14 protein-coding genes and 1 pseudogene are annotated in these 19,281 nt (G+C 63.6%); 6 read left to right on the forward strand and 9 right to left on the reverse strand.

Annotated features, from left to right (window positions below):
• Positions 1 to 48: 48 nt before the first annotated feature.
• Both BLO80_RS21795 and BLO80_RS21800 read right to left on the reverse strand, forming a co-directional pair.
• A complete protein-coding gene (locus BLO80_RS21795) occupies positions 49 to 993 on the reverse strand; it encodes a FecR domain-containing protein (RefSeq protein ID WP_092330178.1) in 945 nt (314 codons plus the stop codon).
• Positions 993 to 1,502 (reverse strand): sigma-70 family RNA polymerase sigma factor, encoded by a 510-nt coding sequence (locus BLO80_RS21800; protein ID WP_092330181.1) that lies wholly within the window; start codon positions 1,500 to 1,502, stop codon positions 993 to 995. Before BLO80_RS21800 ends, BLO80_RS21795 begins: the two co-directional genes overlap by 1 nt.
• Before the next feature lie 92 nt (positions 1,503 to 1,594).
• Between BLO80_RS21800 and BLO80_RS21805 the strand changes: the two are divergent.
• Both BLO80_RS21805 and BLO80_RS21810 read left to right on the forward strand, forming a co-directional pair.
• Positions 1,595 to 1,699, forward strand: a pseudogene (locus BLO80_RS21805) (two-component system response regulator); the annotation flags it as partial.
• Between the two features lie 31 nt (positions 1,700 to 1,730).
• Positions 1,731 to 2,624, forward strand: coding sequence for an AraC family transcriptional regulator (locus BLO80_RS21810; RefSeq protein ID WP_092330183.1), 894 nt, complete (start codon positions 1,731 to 1,733; stop codon positions 2,622 to 2,624).
• Positions 2,625 to 2,811: 187 nt separating this feature from the next.
• On the opposite strand, the gene BLO80_RS21815 is transcribed toward BLO80_RS21810, so the two are convergent.
• From BLO80_RS21815 to BLO80_RS21830, 4 genes are all read right to left on the reverse strand, one after another.
• Positions 2,812 to 3,252: a CBS domain-containing protein gene (locus BLO80_RS21815; protein ID WP_092330372.1), complete on the reverse strand. Its 441-nt coding sequence runs from the start codon at positions 3,250 to 3,252 to the stop codon at positions 2,812 to 2,814.
• Positions 3,253 to 3,441: 189 nt separating this feature from the next.
• The gene (nirD, locus tag BLO80_RS21820; RefSeq protein ID WP_092330186.1) at positions 3,442 to 3,813 is read right to left on the reverse strand and encodes a nitrite reductase small subunit NirD; all 372 of its coding nucleotides are present in this window, start codon (positions 3,811 to 3,813) and stop codon (positions 3,442 to 3,444) included.
• Entirely contained in the window at positions 3,813 to 6,374 is a 2,562-nt protein-coding gene (gene nirB / locus BLO80_RS21825; RefSeq protein ID WP_092330188.1) for a nitrite reductase large subunit NirB, read from the reverse strand. Before nirB ends, nirD begins: the two co-directional genes overlap by 1 nt.
• 530 nt (positions 6,375 to 6,904) lie before the next feature.
• The gene (locus tag BLO80_RS21830; RefSeq protein WP_092330191.1) at positions 6,905 to 7,528 is read right to left on the reverse strand and encodes a TetR/AcrR family transcriptional regulator; all 624 of its coding nucleotides are present in this window, start codon (positions 7,526 to 7,528) and stop codon (positions 6,905 to 6,907) included.
• 82 nt (positions 7,529 to 7,610) lie between these two features.
• Between BLO80_RS21830 and BLO80_RS21835 the strand changes: the two genes are divergently transcribed.
• Positions 7,611 to 8,240, forward strand: coding sequence for an NAD(P)H-dependent oxidoreductase (locus BLO80_RS21835; RefSeq protein WP_092330193.1), 630 nt, complete (start codon positions 7,611 to 7,613; stop codon positions 8,238 to 8,240).
• Between the two features lie 2 nt (positions 8,241 to 8,242).
• Here BLO80_RS21835 and BLO80_RS21840 read toward each other — a convergent pair whose 3' ends face one another.
• On the reverse strand, positions 8,243 to 9,805 hold the full coding sequence (locus BLO80_RS21840; RefSeq protein ID WP_092330196.1) for a L,D-transpeptidase family protein: 1,563 nt from the start codon (positions 9,803 to 9,805) through the stop codon (positions 8,243 to 8,245).
• A gap of 162 nt (positions 9,806 to 9,967) precedes the next feature.
• Between BLO80_RS21840 and BLO80_RS21845 the strand changes: the two genes are divergently transcribed.
• On the forward strand, positions 9,968 to 10,651 hold the full coding sequence (locus tag BLO80_RS21845; RefSeq protein WP_060743207.1) for a murein L,D-transpeptidase catalytic domain family protein: 684 nt from the start codon (positions 9,968 to 9,970) through the stop codon (positions 10,649 to 10,651).
• Between the two features lie 86 nt (positions 10,652 to 10,737).
• Positions 10,738 to 11,694 (forward strand): class I SAM-dependent methyltransferase, encoded by a 957-nt coding sequence (locus BLO80_RS21850; RefSeq protein WP_092330198.1) that lies wholly within the window; start codon positions 10,738 to 10,740, stop codon positions 11,692 to 11,694.
• Here the strand turns inward: BLO80_RS21850 and BLO80_RS21855 are convergent.
• Positions 11,663 to 16,786: a dermonecrotic toxin domain-containing protein gene (locus BLO80_RS21855; protein ID WP_092330201.1), complete on the reverse strand. Its 5,124-nt coding sequence runs from the start codon at positions 16,784 to 16,786 to the stop codon at positions 11,663 to 11,665. The genes BLO80_RS21850 and BLO80_RS21855 overlap by 32 nt on opposite strands.
• Positions 16,787 to 16,914: 128 nt before the next feature.
• Positions 16,915 to 17,859, reverse strand: coding sequence for a LysR family transcriptional regulator (locus BLO80_RS21860; protein ID WP_092330203.1), 945 nt, complete (start codon positions 17,857 to 17,859; stop codon positions 16,915 to 16,917).
• Positions 17,860 to 17,984: 125 nt separating this feature from the next.
• Between BLO80_RS21860 and BLO80_RS21865 the strand changes: the two genes are divergently transcribed.
• Complete coding sequence (locus tag BLO80_RS21865) at positions 17,985 to 19,280, forward strand: MFS transporter (protein WP_092330206.1); 1,296 nt, start codon at positions 17,985 to 17,987, stop codon at positions 19,278 to 19,280.
• Position 19,281: the final 1 nt, after the last annotated feature.

A 19,281-nucleotide genomic window follows, 5' to 3' on the forward strand; every position in this document is an offset into this window, starting at 1 on the left:
GCCTTGAATGACAAGCGAGACAAAAAAAGGGGACAGGCCCAACCGGCCTCAGGCCATATTCTTGCGAAGCGTCAACGTGACCCAGTAACGGGTGCGCATGTGCACGTCCAGCGGCAGGCTGGCCGCCAGCAGCGCGAGGATCCGATCGGTGTTGTCCAGGCGGAAGCTGCCGGTGATTCGCAGCGGTTCCAGGGTTTCGGCCCAGCGCAGCACGCCGGGGCGATAGCGGCTCAGTTCCCGCAGGAAATGCCCCAGCGGCTGGTCCTGCGCCACCAGTACCCCATCACGCCAGCCCAGCTGTGCCACGTCGAACACCTGCACCGGTCCCGCGCCCGAGGCCTGGACGTTGACCTGCTGGCCCTCTTCCAGACTCAGCGAGGGTCCCCGCAGGGGTTGCAGGTACGCCGAACCGCTGACCACCGACACCCGGCAGTCACCCTCGCCCAAATGCAGGCAGACTTCGCCACGATGGATCGTGACAAGCCCATAGGGTGACTGAACGGACAGCGGCGTGCTCCCGGCGAGTTTGAGGGCCATCTCACCGCGCAGCAGCACCAGGCGCCGTGCCTTGAGGTCCAGGTCGACGGCACTGTCGGTGTTCAGCTGCAGCGCACTGCCATCGATCAGCGACCAGCGCCGCTGCTCGCCCGTGGCGGTGTGCAAATCAGCGCGCCAGACCTCCAGCGGCAGCTCCCGCCCCAGCAGCCAGGCGGTCGGGACCAACGCGGCGACGCCCAATGCACGCTTGAGCACCGCGCGCCGGGCCAGCGTCGGACGGTCCAGGGTTGCCATGCCCAGGGACGCGGGCACCCCGGCAAAACGCTGGCGCAATCGCTGGGCCTTCTGCCAGGCCGCCTCGTGGTGAGCGCTACTGTCGCGCCAGCGTTGCAAGGCCGCCGAGTCGAATGCATCCCCGTCGAACTCCATCAGGGTCAACCAATGGGCAGCCGCCCGTGCCGCTTCACGAGCCTCGGGTGATGGTGCCGATGGCATCAGAAGTCCACCAACAGGCAATGCTCATAGGCCTGGGCCATGTAGCGCTTCACGGTGCGCTCGGACACTTGCAAGCGCTCGGCAATCTCGCGATAGCCCAGGCCTTCGAGCTGGCTCCATAAAAAAGCCCGCCGCACCAAGGGCGGCAGGCCATCCAGCAATTCGTCCAGGGCTTGCAGGGTTTCCAGCAGCAGCCAACGCTGCTCCGGAGACGGTGCGCAGGCTTCAGGCAGGTTCGCCAACGCGTCGAGATACGCCTGTTCCAGATTGCGGCGGGTATAGAAATTGCTCAGCAGGCGTTTGCCGACGGTCAGCAGATAGGCGCGGGGTTCTTGCAGGTCCGTCAAGGTCTGGGAGCTGGCAAGCACCCGCAGGAAAGTATCCTGGCGCAGGTCCGCCGCATCCCAGGCATTGCCCATGCGCCGTCGCAACCAGCCTTCCAGCCAACTCCCGTGGTCACGGTACAACGCATGGAGGGATCGCTCCGTCGGCGTAACTGCATCACACATGTCCAGAAGCCTGCGCAAAGTCTTAAATGAGACTGATTCTAATTAATGTTCGCACAGGAATCCAAGTTGTTTATGCAACGTGAGTCTAAAGGAACCTGCTGGAAACCCGGGCGCTCTATAAAGCGTTGCGCGAGTTGATCCCGTCCCAGCCGATCGAACTGTTGCGCCAGCACCGTTCCGCCGCCGCCCTTGCCTAGTCTGGCGGCCGTTTCATCGAGGCATCGAAGCATGGAAGTCACCGAACGAACATCGGCTAACGGCCTGCAAGGGCACATTCGCGGCGAACGCCTGGCCACCTCCGACGGCGTATCGAGCAAGGATATCCTGGTGGAGATCTTTGTCCGTGAGCGTTGCGAAGCCCACATCGTCGTGCCAGCGGTGGCCGAGCCGTTGCTGGTCTGGGTGTTGTCCGGGCAAGCCATTGTCGAGGAGCGCACCGCCCACGAGCCTTGGGAAGCGAACATGGTGGTCCGCGGGGATTTTTTCCTGACCACCTCCCCTGTGCCTTATGAAATGCGCTGGCAAGTGACCAGTCCTGAGCCGTTCGTGGTCATGCATGTGTATTTGGGCCTGGCGTTGCTGGAGCGCGCCATCGCCGAAGCTGGCGGCGGCGCGATCCAACTGCGGGAAGTCTCTGGCGGGCGGGATGAAGGGCTCTCGGCCTTGCTGGAACAGATCCGGGTGGAACTGACCCGACGCGGTGAAACCAGCGCCTTGCTGGTCCAGGGCGTAGCGCAATGCCTGGCGGTGCACCTGGCGCGGCATTATGTGGATGCCGGGGCCGAAGACATGTCCGGCCGCAACGCCCTGCCCGCCTTCAAACTCAAGCGGGTGATCCAGTTAATGGAACAACACCTGGCCGCCCCCTTCAACCTCGGTGACCTGGCCCGGGCCATCAGCCTGAGCGAATACCACTTCAGCCGCCTGTTCAAGCGCGCCACCGGGCGTTCGCCCTCGCAGTACTTCATCCAGCTGAGAATGGCCCGGGCCCGGCAACTGCTGATCGAAACCGAGCGCAGCATCATCGATATCGGCCTGGATGTCGGCTATGGCAGCGCCAGTCACTTCTCCCAGGTATTCCGTCGCGAAGTGGGCGTGGCGCCGAGTCATTACCGCAAGTAAAGGCCTGATAGCGCCACAATGTGGCCGCACACAAACCACTGTGGGAGCGAGCTTGCTCGCGATAGCGTCAGCCCCGTCAACATTGATGGCAACGGGTCCACCGCTATCGCGAGCAAGCTCGCTCCCACAGGTATTTTCTGCCAGGCCTGTATTCATTTGATCCGGGAGTGAAAGGAATCAGCGGGGTTTAGTGCCCGCGAATGTAGTGTTCCAACTGCCGGATCAGGTCGGCCTGCTCGACAATCGCCTCTTTCACCAGGTCGCCAATGGACAGCAGGCCGATCAACTGCCCGTTATCCAGCACTGGCAAGTGCCGCAAATGACTGTCGGTCATGACTTCCATGCAACGGTCGATGCTCTGCTGGCTGTCGGCGGTGACCACCGGGGCGCTCATGATGGTGCGCACCGTCGTACCCACCGACGACCGCCCCTTGAGCACCATCTTGCGCGCGTAGTCCCGCTCGCTGAACACGCCTACCACCTGGCCGTCCTCGATCACCGGCAGCGCGCCGACATTTTTTTCGGCCATGATCCGCAGGGCTTCGAGCACCGTCTGCTCTGGCGCGACGCTATGGACCTGCTGGTTCTGCACACTCTTGAGTCGCACCAGTTGGGCAGCGGTCTTCATGTTCATCCTCACAAATCTAAAGGCATGTTTGAACCCAGGCCTGTCAGTCAGGCATCACCCTGTGGGAGCCGAGCTTGCTCGCGATAACGTTGGGTCAGCAGCCTCAGGTTTGACTGGTGTACCGTTATCGCGAGCAAGCTCGCTCCCACAGGTTTTCATGCAGTTTTTCAACTCACTCGCAGGCGCGGTTCAGTCCTCGCCAATCTCCACCACATCGCCATTCAAGCGCACCGGCCACACCCGCAGGCTTTGCTCCGGGTACTCCAGGCAATGGCCGTCTTCCAGACGGAAATGCTGCTTGTACATCGGCGAGGCAATCACCAGGTCACCCTTGATGCTGCCCAACAAGCCGCGGCCGATGACGTTCGCACCGGACTTGGGGTCGCGGTTGTCGATGGCGTACAGCGGCTTGTCCTCCTGTTCCGGCAGATAGAGCAACGCCACTTGGCTGCCATCGTGCCAGGCGACCACGCCGGAGTTGGGCACCAAGTCGGCGCGGCTGCACAGGGCACGCCATTGCATGGCTTCTTCAGTGATACGAACGACGTTTGACTGGCTCATCAGAGCACCTCCTCGGTGACGGGAATCAGGTGGAGTTCATGGGCGTGAACCGGCCGACGCTGGCCGCGCTCGCGGACGAAGTGAACGTCCGGATCGCCGCGCTTGTCGTTGACGAAGGTACGGAAACGCTTGAGCTTCTCCGGGTCCTTCAAGGCGTTGGCCCATTCGCATTCGTAGCGGTCGACCACCCGTTGCATCTGGGCTTCAAGCTCGGCGCCCAGGCCCAGGCTGTCGTGGATGATCACGTCCTTGAGGTAGTCCAGGCCACCTTCCAGGCTTTCGCGCCAGACCGAGGTACGTTGCAGTTTGTCGGCGGTGCGGATGTAGAACATCAGGAAACGGTCGATGTAGCGGATCAGCGTGGCGTCATCCAGGTCCGTGGCGAACAGCTCGGCGTGACGGGGACGCATGCCGCCGTTACCGGCCACGTAGAGGTTCCAACCCTTCTCGGTGGCGATCACGCCGACGTCCTTGCTCTGGGCCTCGGCGCACTCGCGGGTGCAACCGGACACGGCGAACTTGAGCTTGTGCGGCGAGCGCAGGCCTTTGTAGCGATCTTCGAGGGTCAAGGCCATCTGCACGCTGTCCTGCACGCCGTAGCGGCACCAGGTACTGCCCACGCAGGATTTCACCGTACGGGTGGACTTGCCGTAGGCATGGCCGGTTTCGAAACCGGCTTCGATCAGCTCGGCCCAGATGTCCGGCAACTGGTGCAACTGGGCGCCGAACAGGTCGATGCGCTGGCCGCCGGTGATCTTGGTGTAGAGGTCGTATTTCTTGGCGACCACGCCGATGGCGATGAGTTTGTCGGCGGTGATTTCCCCGCCGGCGATGCGTGGCACCACCGAGTAAGTGCCGTTTTTCTGCATGTTCGCCATGAAGGTGTCGTTGGTGTCCTGCAGCGCCACCAGGGACGGGTCCATGATCGGCTGGTTCCAGCACGACGCCAGGATCGAGCCCACCGCCGGCTTGCACAGGTCGCAGCCGGTGTGACCGCGACCGTGCTTGGCCAGCAGTTCTTCGAAACTGATGATGCCTTCCACCCGCACCAGTGCATACAACTCCTGGCGGGTGTAGGCGAAGTGTTCGCACAGGCTCTTGTCGACACTGACGCCGCGGGCAATCAATTCGTGCTCGAACACTTGCTTGACCAGGGCCGCGCAACCACCGCAACCGGTGCCGGCCTTGGTATCGCACTTGAGCTGGCCGAGATCGGTGCAGCCGCCGTCGATGGCCGAGCAGATCGAACCCTTGGTGACGTTGTGGCACGAGCAAATCGTGGCGGTTTCGGGCAACGCCGCCGGGCCCAGGGTCGGGGCGCCTTCGGACGATGGCAGGATCAGGCTGGCAGCATCCTTGGGCAAAGCGATGCCGTTCTGCATGTATTGCAGCAAGGTGTCGTAGTAGCTGTTGTCCCCTACCAGCACCGCGCCGATCACGCGCTTGCCGGCGGCGTCCACCACCAGCCGCCGGTAGCTGGCGCTGGTTTCGTCGATGAACTGGAAGCTGCGCGAACCTGGAGTGTTGCCATGGGCATCGCCGATGGAGCCGACGTCCACGCCCAGCAACTTGAGCTTAGTGGACATGTCGGCACCGGTGAAGGCCTCAGCGCTTTCGCCGCACAGCCGGGCCGCAACGCTGCGGGCCATCTGGTAGCCCGGGGCGACCAGGCCGAAAATGCTGCCGTTCCAGGCTGCGCATTCGCCGATGGCGTAGATGTCCGGATCGCTGCTCTGGCAATGATCGTCGATCACCACGCCGCCGCGCGGGCCGATCTGCAGGTCGCTCTGGCGCGCCAGGGCATCCTGGGCGCGAATACCGGCGGAAAACACGATGAGGTCGGTTTCCAGGAAATCGTCGTCGCCGAAATTCATCCGATAACGGTACTGCTCGCCGGCGCTGATGGACTGGGTGCCCTTGGACAGGTGCACGCCGACGCCCAGGCTTTCGATGCGCGCCTTGAGGGCCAAGCCACCCTGGGTGTCCAACTGCACCGGCATCAGCCGTGGCGCGAATTCCACCACATGAGCTTCAAGGCCCAGGGTCTTGAGGGCGTTGGCCGCTTCCAGGCCCAGCAGGCCGCCACCGACCACCACGCCGCGGCGGGCATGGCTGGCAGCGGCGCGGATCGCATCCAGGTCTTCGAGGGTGCGGTAGACCAGGCAAGAATCCCCCTCGGCGCCCTGGATCGGCGGCACGAACGGGTAGGAACCGGTGGCGAGCACCAGTTTGTCGTAGCTGAGGCGCTCCCGGGCAGTGACGACCTGGCGCGCCTGGCGGTCGATTTCCAGCACGGGTACGCCCAGGTGCAGCGTGACGCCGGGGGTCTGGTACAGCGACGCTTCGCCCAGGGCCAGGGACTCGGCATCACGCCCGGAAAAGTACTCGGACAGATGCACGCGGTCGTAGGCACGCATCGGCTCTTCGCTGAACACATGCACGTGGTAATGATTGAGGGCACCGCGTTCGATCAGTTGCTCGACGCAGTGATGGCCGACCATGCCATTGCCGATCACGATCAGCGTTTGCAGCTTGTTCAGAGAAGCAACGTTGGAATTCATAAAAAGCACCCGACAAAAGCCCATCACGATTTTGAAAGCAAAAAAAAGACGCCTGAAACCTTGCGGTTCCAGGCGTCTTTGCCTGTTCTGTGCGGTATCGGCCCGGCGACTGCGCCCTGACCTACCGTTGTCCCCCGGCCTGCTGGCGCTCGATCTTCGTTGACCGACGGGGCTGCCCACTCGGCTGTGTTCACGGTGGGCCTGAATAGTCTCTTGCAGCGAGCGTGCCAAACCTCATCCGCAACCTCGAATTCGCCGACGATCCCCTGTGGGAGCGGGCCTGGCCGCGAAACGCCGGCTCAGTCACCGCAAGCTGACCGGCCTCCTGCGCCGTTTCGCAGGCACCGCCAACTGCCTTGCGATGGTGCGATCACCCCGCCTACGGCTTCATAAAAGTGCAGTCGTTCGAACCCGTCGTTCACCGTCAGACCGTCATCGCGAGCAAGCTCGCTCCCACATAGGGTTGGGCTCAAGTTTGGAATCCACCGCAACTCCCTTGTGGGAGCGAGCTTGCTCGCGATAGCGGTGGATCAGCTCGAAGGGTTATCAGCGGTCCTGGTCACCATCGCCACGATACTGGCCAACAACTCGGCCTTCGCCTCATCAGCGCTGATTTCCCCAGTGGAGGCCGCATCGGACAGTGCTTCCGCCGCTCCCAGCATCGCCCGCAAACCGGCCTGGGTGATGCCCTTCGTGCCGGCGAACGGCTCCAGCACCGCGCGGCACTTGTCGAGAAAAATACCCTCGTATTCGCGCTTGATACGTTCCAGCTCCGGCGAGCTGGTCAACGCTGCAATCACCCCTGGAATCTCTCGCCCTTGCAACAACACACATTCGACGTAGGAAGAAGCGATCACCGCCGCCCGGCTTTGCAAGGTGGCGTCACTGGCATCCAGGGCCGCCTCCATCAGTGCGGTCTGACGGGCATCGAAATCCTGGTAAAGCGCCGCCAGCAGCCCAGACCGGGTAATGAAATGGTTGTAGACGATGGGTTTGGTCACCCCCGCCTGGTCTGCGAGCCGGGCCAGGGTCAGGGCGTCGCTGCCCTCCTCCCGAACCAGTCGCCAGGCGGCATCCAGCAATTGGCGCTGCCGGTCGAGCCGGGATAAACGACGACGAGGTGAAGCCTGCGAATGTTCGTCAGTGCTTGACATGCTAACTTTACCAACCGTAACTTACTAAGCGTAACTTAAGCATACCTGTCATCACGACCTCGTGACCAGAAGGAGTTTCGCCATGCATGCACTCATCGTTGTGGCCCACCACGATCCGCGCTCCCTCACCCACAGCCTGGCCGGGAAAATCGCCGAGGGCATCACCCGCGCCAACCCTGCCGATACGTTCGAGATCGCCGACCTGGCTGCCGAAGGCTTCGATCCGCGCTTCAGCTTCGCCGACCACGCCGTGCACCATCGCGAGGCCTTGCCGCCAGCGGATGTGCTGGCCGAGCAAGCCAGAATCGACCGTGCCGACGCGTTGGTGCTGGTCTATCCGATTTATTGGTGGTCCATGCCGGCACTGCTCAAGGGCTGGATAGACCGGGTGTTCTCCAACGGCTGGGCGTTCGATTTCAGCCTCGACAAGCCGTTCATTCCGAAACTGCAGCACTTGCAGGTCCATCTGGTGGGGGTCGGAGGCGCCGATGCCGACAGCTTCCAACGCCACGGCTACGGTGAGGCGATGACCACGCAGATCGACCATGGCATTTTCGGTTATTGCGGCGCCCGGGTAGTGAGTTCCCAGCGTTTGCTCGACTCGGAAACCGCCGATCCGCAACAGCATTTGCAAGCCGCCGGCGTTATCGGCCAGCGGTTATTCGCAACGCTCGACGAAACCACCCAGGCGCCCGCGACCGCATGCGCCTGAGCTCAGAGCGCACGTCCACGGGCGGCCGACAGCGTCGCGTCACGCCCGTAGATATCCGGGACGTACACCGCCTGGCCCTGGCTGTCCGCTTGTGCCGTCCAGTAGCCCAGCAGGATCGGCACGGGCCGGGCCAACCTGAACTCGTGGGTCGACTCACTGGCCAGCAACGTCTCGGTGCGTGCGCGTTCGGCCGGGCTTACCAGCAGGTCGCGCAGGTGCATCACTTGCTCGATCCGCACGCAGCCTGAACTGAAGGCTCGTGGGCCTTTGCTGAACAACGCCTGGCTCGGTGTGTCATGCAGGTACACCGAAAACGGATTGGGAAAACGGATCGCCATTTTGCCCAACGGGTTGTTCGGACCTGGATCCTGACGCAGCATGAGGTTGCCCGGGTGCTCCCAGTCGATGTCTTCCGCCAGCAACGGCAGGCCATCGCCATCGAGAATCCGCAGGTTGTGGCGGCTGAGAAACTCCGGATCGCGGCGGATCTCGGGCAGTTTGTCTTCGCGCATGATGGTCGGCGGAATGGTCCAGGTCGGGTTGAGTGTCAGTCGGGTGACGTGGGATTTGAGCAGCGGCGTCTGCCGTTGCGCACGGCCCACCTGGGTGCGGGTTTGCCAGACCGGCGCGCCGCCCTGGTAAACCGTCAACTGGGCCGCCGCCACGTTGACCAGAACGCTGTCGGTCTCCACGTCCTGGGCCAGCCAGCGCATGCGCTCCAGGTTGATGCGCAACTGCTCGCGGCGCATGGCCGGGCTGATGTTCAGCTCGGTGACGGTCCACGGCCCCACCACGCCATCGGCCTGCAACGAATGCTGGGCCTGGAAGCTCTTCATCGCCTCCACCAGCATGGGGCTGTAGTGCTCGTCGCTCACCTGCGGCGGCGTACTCAGGTAACCCTCGTTGAACAGTCGTTGGGCCAGGGCGGGTACGCGGGCGTCCTGTTTGTCCGGTTGCAGCAACGGCCCGCCCGGCACCGCTTGCCATTCGGCCAAAGGCTGTTGCCGCAGCCGGGCATAGAGGCCGCGCAGGTTGCGGTAGAGGTCCAGGTTCGGCCGTGCCTGTTCAAAAGCGTCGGCCAGGTTCTGCAGGCCCAGCCCGGCGATGGCCAGCACCACGGCCGGGTGGTCCTGTGGCGGTGGGTTGGCCTTCCACACCGGTTCCAGCCGGTCTTGCGGCAGGTAGCCGAAACGCAGGTCATGCAAGGCTTGCAGGTAGCGTCGGCTGATGGCGATGTCGGCACAATGAGGGCCTTGGGTCGCCCCCTCGCCCGGCAAGCCATAGCGCGCGGGATCGAGGCCGTCATCGGCCAGTTGTTGTAACTGGACCTGCAGCGCCCCCCGTCGTTCGTCGTCCGACCAGACTTCCTGGCCTGCGTTTTGCTGATAGAACGCTTGCAAATCGAGCAATGTCGGAAAGTCGACACCCACCGCGATGTCCGGGCACGCGACCGCCAATTGCGCCAGGGTGGTCTGCACCAGTGCCGGATCGCTGTCTTCGGCTGTGGCGACCAATGGCGCAGTGAGCAATAAAAGGCTCAGGTAACATGCGGACTTTTTGAACAACTGCTTTACTCCAATCCATGGCCGTCTCGTTGACGGTGAATTTTGCGACAGGTACGACCCGCCATCATGCAGACAAACGAAATCGGACGGGATGCCGCGAACGAACACCACGTTGGAACCCCTTCGCCTGTATCGGGCTTTTTGCGCCGATTCTGCCTGGTCATGCTGGGCCTGGGCATCATTTGCAGCCCGGCACTGGCTGAAAAAAAAGCAAAGTCGCAGACGCTTTACCACAGCCTCGCCCAGGCCGCGCCGGAACTCAATCCCCTGGCCCTCAAAAGTGCTTTGAGCGCCATGCAATGCGCGGTCGCCAATGGCGCCGGCCAGGCCCGTCACCTGGCGGTGATCGACTACTCGCAACCGTCCACGGCCCGGCGCCTGTGGATCTTCGACTTGCGCCAGAAAAAACTGGTGCTGCGTGATCTGGTGGCCCATGGGCAGAAATCCGGGGAAAACTTCGCCACGCAATTCTCCAATCGCCTGGGCAGCTATCAGTCGAGTCTGGGCCTGTTCCGTACCCAGGAAAGCTACCAGGGCACCCACGGCTATTCATTGCGCATGGACGGCCTGGAGCCGGGCTTCAATGACCAGGCCCGTGACCGGGCGATCGTGATCCATGCCGCCGACTACGTGAATCCGCTGTGGAGCGTGCGCCAGGGGCGTATCGGCCGCAGCCAGGGTTGCCCGGCCGTGCGTCCGCAAGTGGCGCGGCAAGTGATCGACAAGCTCAAGGGCGGCCAATTCATGTTTTCCTGGTACCCGGACCCGGGCTGGCTCAAGCGTTCGGCCTATCTCAACTGCCAGCCGCAACAGGTGGCGAGCATTCTGGCCACCAGCGGCGGCTGAACAGGACGTCGCTGCGTAACTGAGCGGGAGCAAGCGGCCTCGCCACAGGTTAAAATGCCGGCCTTTCGAATCGCTGGCCTTGCCTGATGACCCCTCAAGTTCTACATGACCTGCAGACCCATTTGCTGACAGCCCTGGCGTCCCCGCCGGAAGAAACCCGCCGCTTGTTCCATGGTCGCGGCCGTTGCTGGCCGGGGCTGGAGCAGATCACCGTCGACTGGCTGCAAGGGATTGTGCTGGTGTCGTTGTTCAAAGAACCGGAGCCAGCGCAGTTGGATGATCTGATGGCCATGCTGCTCGCCCTCGCCGCCTCGCCCCTCTGGAAAAACAGCGGCGCCCATACGCTTGCCGTGCAACACCGCTACCTGCCCCAGAGCCTCACCCAATGGCTGGTGGGCGACCCCATCGACGAATGGACCCTGACCGAAGGTGGCCTGCGCTATCGGATCGACTTGGGCAGGAAACAGAACAACGGCCTGTTCCTCGACATGCGCTACGGCCGTGACTGGGTTCGAGCCAATGCCGCCGGCAAGCGCGTGCTGAACCTGTTCGCCTACACCTGCGGCTTCTCGGTGGCGGCCATCGCCGGCGGTGCGCGGCATGTGGTCAACCTGGACATGTCGCGAGCGGCCCTCAGTCGAGGCCGTGACAACCATCGCCTGAACGGCCATGACCTGGGCCAGGTGAGTTTCCTCGGCCATGACCTGTTCAAATCCTGGGGCAAGGTGATCAATAGCGGGCCGTATGACCTGGTGATCATCGACCCGCCGACCTTCCAGAAAGGCAGCTTCCTGCTGACCAAGGACTACCAGCGGGTCCTGCGCCGGCTGCCGGAACTGCTGACGGCCGACGGCACGGTCCTGGCCTGCAGCAATGATCCGGCCACCGGCCCGGACTTCCTCATCGACGGCGTCACCCGCGAAGCCCCCGGCCTGACGTTCGAGCAGCGCCTGGCCAACCCACCGGAGTTTCCCGATGCCGACGTGCAATGTGGCCTGAAGGCGCTGGTCTTCACAGCGGCTGCACCGGCCACCAGGCGATAACCAGGCTCCTGGTCACCCGGCGCACCAAGGCCTCGACCTCCCGGATCTTGACCGAGCGGTAGATGGCCATGGTGCGGCGCAACTGGTCCTCGTTGAGCGTCACCGGCTGGCCGCCCCTCCAATCCACATCGGCGACGGCTTCGAGCCCCGCGCGCCGCCAGACGATCCGCTCGCCTTCGGTGACCGGCTCCAAGGGGCTGGGTAATTCGGGGTCCGGCAGGACCAGGTTATCCAGCATGACCTGGGGCCAGCGGGACGGATCGATGGGCTCGCTGAAGGCATTCACCAGGTCGTCATCCACCGTCTCCCAGATCGCCAGTCCTTCGGGCCAGTCGCGGGACATCAACCCCAGGTAAGGTCGCCAGGTCATCTCGCCGGTTCGCGGGGTTTGATCGTTGCTGTCGAAGGTATCCTGGGCGTCGCTGAGCCATTCGATGAACGCCTCCCGGCTCATCTGCGCATGACGCTGCAAGGGATCGATATAGCGATCCATCAGCGCGAAGTCCCAATGGGAGAGGTGTTCGGCCAGGAAACTCGCGAACGGCGCCCCGTCCCGTGACAGTCGTGCGCGCATCACCGACTCGAACATCGTGAAGTGCACCTCCAGCTCGCCGATGTCCGGCTGCTCCCGGTCCTGGCTGCGGATTTGCAAACGCGTGCGCAGTTGGCGAAGTTGCACATCGAAATCGCCAATCAAGGTGGGCAGGCGGCCATAGACGTTTCCATAACCGATGAAGTGCTGCAGAACCTCGCCGGCCCTCTGGCGAACGCTAAACGACAGGCCGGCGGGGGAGTCTTCGTCGGCTTCGCGGACGCGGCCAGAAAACCAATCGATGAAACCCCGCATCCCGGGATCGTCACGGGCGACTTCCAGTGCCCTTTGGAGCGAGGCAGAAATATAGAGCCACTCGTCGACGGTGTAGTGAAACGCCTCGGGAAACACATTGCGCAGGGCATTGATCTGGGCGCTGGGCAAGGGATTGTCGTCAAGCCAGACCCCAAGTGTGTCAAGGCTCGGCAAACGGTTGAGCGCCGGGAGCAGGTCATCCTGGATGGTGGTGATACGGTTGCCGCTGAGATCGACGACGAACGTATCGGAGATGAACACATCGGAATGCCTGGCCAGCACCGCCAATGCCAACGAGGGCACCCGATCCAGGCCGGTCCTGCCCAGCTCCAGCGTCATCAGGTTTGCAAGCTCGGGGAGCTCCGGCAGGTCCCGGCAGTTGTTTCCACTCAGGCGCAGCTCCTGCAAAGCGGTGGCGCTGCGCAGGAAGGCGCTGCCCTCCTCGTCCAGCCGCAAACCACAGCGCGCCAGGTTCAGCGCCCGCAGGTCGGGCAATGTGGCCGTCAGGGCCTGCAACTGCTCGGGCGTGAAATCCAGGTTGTCGGTCCAGATGACTTCACGCAGGGACGGTAGCGAAGCCAGGCTGCCAATGGCGGCAAGCACCTCGGCGTTGGTGCCCGAAGCCGCGCCACTGCTGATCCCGGACACGTCCAGGGTCCATAACGGGATCGAAGGATCATCGCCCAGCAGAGGGGCAAACAGGTCCGCGTTCAAGTGCAACGGGTTGCGAGCCAATGACAGATCCACCAGCGCCCGCAACTCACCTACCGCTACGGGGACGGTCGTGAGGTGATTGCCCCGCAGGTTCAGCGATTCGATGCCGGGGAACATGCGCAGGAAGTCTGAAGGATCTTCGACCAGATCCAGGTTGGCCAGCACCACTGATTCGATGTGCTCGAAACGAACCGGGATCGGGGGCAGCCGGCCGACGTTGAGGTTTTCTATCCGCAATACCAACTCCGTGCCCTCCCTGCCCGGGTCCGGCGCGCGCTGCCAGGCCCGGCGAATTTCCCTCGCAATGACCTGGCGCTGCGCGACGAGCGCCTCACGGTTCAGAACCTGTTCGGCGGGGTGGTGAAAGCCTTCCTGGTCGACCCATTGGCGCAGCCCCTCGTCCAGGGTGGTCCATTCGTGCTCCAGGCGGGTGATCACGTCGTTGAGGCTGATGCCCTCGAGCCCGGCCTGTTCGGTCAGGCTAAGCTGCAGCCGTTCCAGTGCATTTCCCGCGTGGGCGGGATAGAGCCGCTCCAGGCGCTGACGCAGGCTGCCTTGCCACTCCTGCAACGGCAGCCGGCCACGGCCACTGAGCGGGTAAACCAGGTGTCCGTTCAGCCATTGCGGACGAGACCCGAGGCTGCCCAGGCGACGCATCGCCAAGTACGGACGCAGGGCTTGCCGGTCTTCCAGGGCCCGTGTCAGCAGTTGGCTGCGCAGCCGCTCCGCCTCCCAGATATTCAGGCCCAAGGCGCTGCGAGCTTCGTCCGGCATGGCCCTTAGCAGCGCAGCCTCCAGGGCCACGGCGTTCGCCAGTTCTTCGCCGGTTTCGTCGAAGGGGCGATACAGTTCGCCTTCCTGGCGGATGACTTTCAGCGGCCCGGCGTCCCCCAATTCGACCGGATCCGCCAGTTCGCGCAACCACAGCCGCAGGTGCAGACGCCCGCGGAGACTGGGCATATCCGCCAGCAGGCCCATGACGACGCGATCCCGATCGGCGCTGCTTTCGCCACGTTCCAGGGCGCGTAGCGCACGGCTCAAGCGCAGCTCACGCAACGCTTCGGCCGCCTGCCTGCCGAGCTGCCCGGCCACCCGCCCCTCGAGCAAGCGCAGCCGGTCTTTGCCTGTCACGTCGCGAACGAGCTCGTTGGCGATGGATTCAGGCAGGCTCGGGAATGCCTGGACCAAGGGCACTGCCAGCGGATCGAGCCGGGTGGACCTGCCCATGGCCATCGTCACCCGCCTGGCGTCACGCTCCAGGCGTGCGGCCCAACGGCCGGCCAACAGGCGACTTCGCTCCAGCGGTTGCAAACCGATACTGCTTTGCCCCAGCAGTACGGTTTGCTCGTCGCTGCTCAGGCCTTCCAGGATGCGAGCGGCCCAGGCGTCATGGGCCAGGTCGGTTTTGGTCAGGAGGATGGAGCGGGTGTCGGCCGTATCGCCTACCGGGTACAGATTGATGCCATCGTGGTAGCGCAAGGTCATGTCTTCCGGCCAGCCCGGCAACTCCACGAGGGTCTGGACAATGCGAAAATGCGTTCCTTGCGGTGCTTCGCCACGGCGCAGGCGTTCGATGGTGTGCCGCACCCATTGCCAGTTCCGTGCCTCGTCCAGGGCGTCGGCCAATATGGCCGGCATCGGCCGCGCCTCCACTTGGAGGTAGCGCAGATGCGCTTCGCCGATACCGACCTGGCGTTGCACGGCCAGGATCGTAGGGTCGTCGAGTTCGACGGGCGTCTCGGGGAAGGTTCGCAACAGCTCCAGGCCACTTCGCTGCAAGGGGTTGCGGTGCGCCCACTGCCAGCCTCGCGTTCGGTTCCATTCCAGCGGCGGTGCAACGCCTCTATGCCCGGGAGGCAGGCGCAGATTCATGTTGTCCTGCGTACCTTGCACTTCGAAGTAACGATCCTCGATTCGCACCCAAGCCTCGTCCGCCGTGCGCCAGACACCCCAGGCGTCCTGCTCGGCGTCAATGGGAGGCAAGCGCTGTGCTTCAAAGGGGCGCACGTCGCCATTCCACAACCGGGTGGTGCCGTCAGCCACGGGCATGGGCTCGATGGCTGCGCCGATGAAGCCCAGGTAAGCGCCCTGGGCAACCCCGAACAACGCGTTGAAGATATGCTCGATACCTTCTTGCGCGTGACCTTCATTGAACGCCTGGATCCCTTCGAAGATTTCGTACACCAGACGCACCCCGCCGACCGCGGCGGCCACCATGCCGACGGGCGCGCAGAACGGGAAAAAGGTCGCGGCGATCATCAGTGAACGCTCGACCAGGCTTTCCCAGTATTCGAGGCGAGCCAGCAGCGCCCGCCAGTCCTGATCCCGGGTCGGGACCATCAATGCCGAGGCATTGGCCAAGGTATGACCGCGCCATTCATGATAGGTGGCGTGCCAGGGATCCTCGCGCAGGTCATCCAGGCCCCAGGCCACCTTGGGCGTGGGGATCCGAATGCGTCGAGGGTTGCCGTCCTCGCCTCGCTCGCCCTCGCGCCAACCAGTGATGCGGGCATGTATTTCCTGGAAGAGATTGGGGTTGTCCGTGACCTTCCACTCCACCTGATCGTGCAGGGCCGACCCCAGGCTGGCCTGTAGACGCAGCGGCAGATAACGCAACAGGGTCTGGCGGTAACTGCGTTTGCGGACTCGCTCGGTCAGCTCGGCCGACAGAGCCTGCAAGCTGGGAAACTGCTTGAGCGGTGCCACTGCGTCATGGGGCATGTGCAGCACGATCGGGCGAACACCCTTGGCATCCCCTGCCAGCCCCCAGTACACCCGTGCGCCGAACAACGGCGCGGACAGCAACGCCAGGGCCTTGACCTCGCAGGCCAGCGGCGCCACGGGTCGATCTTCCAACTGGACGCCGACGTGGGCCAACAAGCGCTCACCGGTGTGGTCCAGACGTCCATCCAGCTTCGCCTCGTAGGCGTCATAGGCGAGCTGGCTGCGTGCATAGGCCATGTAGGCCGTGGCGACGATGGGCACCTGATGGCCGATACGCGGCAGCCGCCATTCGAGCGAGCCCCGATAAGCCCCGCCCACATCCACACTGCGACACAGGCGAGCAAAACTGGCCGGGGTCATGGGCAGCGGCGTGGTGTCCGTCGGGGCGCCCCAACGATAGAACTCCCCGGGCTTGCCCTTGATGAAAAGCTCGCCTTTTCGATCGAACACGCTGCCGGTGACTGCATCGTCGGGAGGATAGTTGCGCATGGCCGCCTCGACGACCGATAGCGAGGGATCCGTGATGAACGAGCTGCGCCGGACCCTTGCCCGACGTAGCGCATCCGCGACATCGCCGCGGCCGTTGACCGGGCTCCAGCCTTGCACCTGCGGCTGCACCTTGAGCAGATCGAGGGTAAAGGCATAGGGCGTGGGCAGGTCCTTGAGCAATGCGTTGAGGGCATCGCTGTCGCGCTGCAGTTGTCGGGTGAGCGCCCTGAAGCGCTCCTGCCGGGGCCGTGGGGCTCGTTTCAGCCAGGCGGGCAGCCTGGCCTGGATAAACTCGACATGGGTATCGAGGGTAGACATGGTGAACCTCCTTCCTTGGGGGCGATTGAGTGCGTTGACGTGGCCGATGCTCTCCAAACCGATCGTTTTTTGAAACCGCTCAACCGTTGCAAGGGGTTGCGGGCGTCAGCGCAGCAAGCGCTCAGGCGCTACCTTCCCGCCGCGGCCTGCGTGCGCAGCAGATCAATGAACAACCCCAGCTCCCGGCTCACCGGCTCCCCCTTGCGCCGCAACAAGCCAAACGGCGCCAATTGCACGTCCAGCGCCACCGGTAGCGCCACCACCAGGCCCATCTTCAGGTAATCGCGCAAGGCGGTTTCCGAGAGCACCATGATCGCGTCGGTCAGTTGAATCAGCTGTTGCATGGAATACACCGAGCTACATTCGATGATGTCTGCGGGCGTCGGCAGCGCAAGACGTTGCAACGCTTGATCGAGGCCGATGCGCGCCGGGCTGGTTTCCGGCTGCAGGATCCACGGCCAGTCGCTGACCAGTTCGGCCAGGTCCAGTTTTTTGCGCCGAGCCAGGGGATGGCCGGCGTGGACCACCACCAGCAGTCGTTCATTGCCCAGTTGCTCGAAGTCATAGTGCTCGCTGTCGGTGGAGGCGTTGCGCCGGGCGATGGCCAGGTCGATGCGGCCTTGCTCCAGCAACTGGATCACCTGGTCGCTGGTGTCCCCCATGATGCGGATCCGCAGCTGCGGATTGAGCGCCTTGATCCGGGCGATGGAGTCCATGACCAGGTCCGGCGCCGCCCCCATGATGGTGCCGATGGACAGGTAACCATAACCGCCCTGCTGACGGGCCAGCAGGTCTTCGGCGCAGCGGTCCAGGCCGCTGAGGGCCAATTCGGCGAAGCGAATCAGCTCCTGGCCCAGGGCGGTCGGGCGCATGCCCCGGGGCATGCGCTCGAACAGGTCGCAACCGAACATGTCCTCGATCTCGTGCAGCATCCGGGTCGCTGCCGGTTGCGACATGTTCAGGCTCTGGGAAGCCCGGTGCAGATTCTGGCTGGCGTTCAAGGCCACCAGCATGTGCAAGTGCTTGTAGCGCAGGCGGTTGAACAGACTGCGCGCCGAGACTGGATGAGTCATGGATAGCCCCTGATTACCGATACCTTAAAGGTATCGATTGTTAGCGAGATTCGATTTGTAACGCATCAATCGCCCGCCGTACAGTCCAGCCCATAAGAACAAATACCTGTTAAAGGACTCCCGCGATGAAGACTCTTCCTGTGTCTGTGCTGGCCAAGATTTCCTGGCGCCTGCTGCCCTTCCTGCTGCTGATGTACATCATGGCTTTTCTCGACCGGGCCAATGTTGGCTTCGCCAAACAGGCCTTCCAGGCCGACACCGGTATAGGCGATGCCGCATTCGCGTTTGGTGCGGGCGTGTTCTTCGCCGGTTACGCACTGCTGGAAGTGCCCAGCAACCTGATCCTGCACCGCGTCGGTGCGCGGTTGTGGATGTGCCGGATCATGGTCACCTGGGGCCTGGTGTCGGCGGCCATGGTCTTTGCCCACAACGAAACCAGTTTCTACGTGCTGCGCTTCCTGCTGGGCGTGGCCGAAGCCGGATTCTTCCCCGGCGTGATCCTCTACCTCACCTATTGGTTCCCCTCGGCGGCCCGGGGCAAGGCCATGGGCTTCTTCTATTTCGGTGCGCCGCTGGCGTTCATTTTCGGCAGCCCGCTGTCGGGACTGTTGTTGGAGCTGGACGGTTTCGTCGGGGTTCACGGCTGGCAATGGCTGTTCGCCGTGGAAGGCCTGATGGCGTCGGCGGTAGGCGTGTGGGCCTACTGGTACTTGGACAACCGCCCCGCCGATGCGAAATGGCTGACGCTCGAAGAGCGCCGCCAGGTCCAGGAACTGCTTGATGCCGAGGACCAGCACAAACAATCCCATGGCCGCAGTCTGCTCAGCGTGTTGTGCCAGCCTTCGGTGCTGTACCTGTGCCTGATCTACCTGCTGATCCAGGCCAGCGTCTACGGCGTGGTGTTTTACCTGCCGACCCAAGTGGCCGGGTTGCTGGGCAGCAAGGTTGGCTTGTTGGTGGGCCTGGTCACGGCCATTCCGTGGGTCTGTGCGCTGTGCGCGGCCTACCTGATTCCCGGTTACAGCGACCGCACTGGCCAGCGCCGCCGCACGGCTGCGTTGACCCTGTTGATGGCCGCTGCCGGGATCGCCTGCTCGGTCAGTGTGTCCAGCCCACTTCTGGGCATCATCGCCCTGTGCTTCGCCGCTTCCGGCTTCATCGCCGTGCAGCCGGTATTCTGGACCTTTCCCTCCAGTTACCTGGCTGGCAGTGCCGCTGCGGCGGGCATTGCGCTGATCAACTCCTTCGGCGCCCTCGGCGGCTTCATTGCCCCGGTGCTGAAGAATTGGGCCGAAGGCGCCCTCCACTCTCCTGCGGCCGGCCTTTACCTGCTCGCCGCCACCACCGTCATCGCCGCGTTGCTGGTGCTGGGCATCCACTTCCCCGGCCAACGCGCTTCGAACACACCGGCCACGGTTTAAC

The organism is Pseudomonas sp. NFACC56-3 (assembly GCF_900100025.1).
Taxonomy (GTDB): domain Bacteria; phylum Pseudomonadota; class Gammaproteobacteria; order Pseudomonadales; family Pseudomonadaceae; genus Aquipseudomonas; species Aquipseudomonas fluorescens_AA.

Excerpts from the sequence above, each read along its gene's own strand:
- BLO80_RS21795 (WP_092330178.1), bottom strand. The coding sequence starts at position 993 with ATGCCATCGGCACCATCACCCGAGGCTCGTGAAGCGGCACGGGCGGCT.
- BLO80_RS21800 (WP_092330181.1), bottom strand. The coding sequence starts at position 1,502 with ATGTGTGATGCAGTTACGCCGACGGAGCGATCCCTCCATGCGTTGTAC.
- BLO80_RS21810 (WP_092330183.1), top strand. The coding sequence starts at position 1,731 with ATGGAAGTCACCGAACGAACATCGGCTAACGGCCTGCAAGGGCACATT.
- BLO80_RS21815 (WP_092330372.1), bottom strand. The coding sequence starts at position 3,252 with ATGAAGACCGCTGCCCAACTGGTGCGACTCAAGAGTGTGCAGAACCAG.
- nirD (WP_092330186.1), bottom strand. The coding sequence starts at position 3,813 with ATGAGCCAGTCAAACGTCGTTCGTATCACTGAAGAAGCCATGCAATGG.
- nirB (WP_092330188.1), bottom strand. The coding sequence starts at position 6,374 with ATGAATTCCAACGTTGCTTCTCTGAACAAGCTGCAAACGCTGATCGTG.
- BLO80_RS21830 (WP_092330191.1), bottom strand. The coding sequence starts at position 7,528 with ATGTCAAGCACTGACGAACATTCGCAGGCTTCACCTCGTCGTCGTTTA.
- BLO80_RS21835 (WP_092330193.1), top strand. The coding sequence starts at position 7,611 with ATGCATGCACTCATCGTTGTGGCCCACCACGATCCGCGCTCCCTCACC.
- BLO80_RS21845 (WP_060743207.1), top strand. The coding sequence starts at position 9,968 with ATGCTGGGCCTGGGCATCATTTGCAGCCCGGCACTGGCTGAAAAAAAA.
- BLO80_RS21850 (WP_092330198.1), top strand. The coding sequence starts at position 10,738 with ATGACCCCTCAAGTTCTACATGACCTGCAGACCCATTTGCTGACAGCC.
- BLO80_RS21855 (WP_092330201.1), bottom strand. The coding sequence starts at position 16,786 with ATGTCTACCCTCGATACCCATGTCGAGTTTATCCAGGCCAGGCTGCCC.
- BLO80_RS21860 (WP_092330203.1), bottom strand. The coding sequence starts at position 17,859 with ATGACTCATCCAGTCTCGGCGCGCAGTCTGTTCAACCGCCTGCGCTAC.
- BLO80_RS21865 (WP_092330206.1), top strand. The coding sequence starts at position 17,985 with ATGAAGACTCTTCCTGTGTCTGTGCTGGCCAAGATTTCCTGGCGCCTG.